Origin of the sequence: Alkalibacillus haloalkaliphilus C5, from assembly GCF_000269905.1 — a bacterium.
Lineage (GTDB): Bacteria > Bacillota > Bacilli > Bacillales > Alkalibacillaceae > Alkalibacillus > Alkalibacillus haloalkaliphilus_A.
The window spans coordinates 1-639 of sequence record NZ_AKIF01000288.1 but is presented as its reverse complement, the minus strand read 5'-3'; the positions used below and the strand labels follow the sequence as shown (position 1 = coordinate 639).

The following is a 639-nucleotide window of genomic DNA, read 5'->3' as shown; positions in this document are numbered from 1 at the left end:
GGCTTTTTTCTTATTCTTGTTTGGTAATGTCATGACTAAAGAAGGATTAGGCAAAATGGGCCGATTCATTTTCTATATACACAACCTGTTCGACGTGGAGCTGTTTTTGTCAGTATGGCTATATCAGTAGCGCTAATGTCGTTATTAATCGTGTTTAGTGTTGGTGTATTTTCATTGTTACTTGGAACTGTTTTTGACCGATTGGGTGCCTGGGATTATCCTGTGCTGATCTATGAACCTGAGTTCCAGTTTAGCTTTATGCCGATGGGAATATTTTTATTATGGTCAGCGTTGTTGTTCTTAATGGTACTCGTCTTCTGTTATGCTTGGTTGTTTTTATTTTCAGTATTAGCAAGACGAACATCGATTGCGATTGGTTTAACGTTAGCAGTCGTGTTTTTGGGTGTGCAATTCAATGATCAAATCATCGGTGCTTATAACCCATTCTTATATTTTGATGTGTACGAAATAATCACGTTGGAAACAGCATTAGTGCAGGAGAATTTTGACATCAACCTAGTTAGTGGTGTGATGTCACTTGGGGTTAGTAGTTTATTAATAATACTTATGTCATATATTGTTTTGAGTATAAGGATGAGATAGAGGATGAACTTTTCTTGTTCAGAACATCTTTGTTGG

The 639-nt window shown here is 36.6% G+C and carries 1 protein-coding gene; it reads left to right on the top strand.

The genetic code is table 11. The features are described 5' to 3' along the window. The first annotated feature begins 114 nt into the window (after positions 1-114). Positions 115-603 (top strand): hypothetical protein, encoded by a 489-nt coding sequence (locus A194_RS0116470; protein WP_017187863.1) that lies wholly within the window; start codon positions 115-117, stop codon positions 601-603. Positions 604-639: the final 36 nt, after the last annotated feature.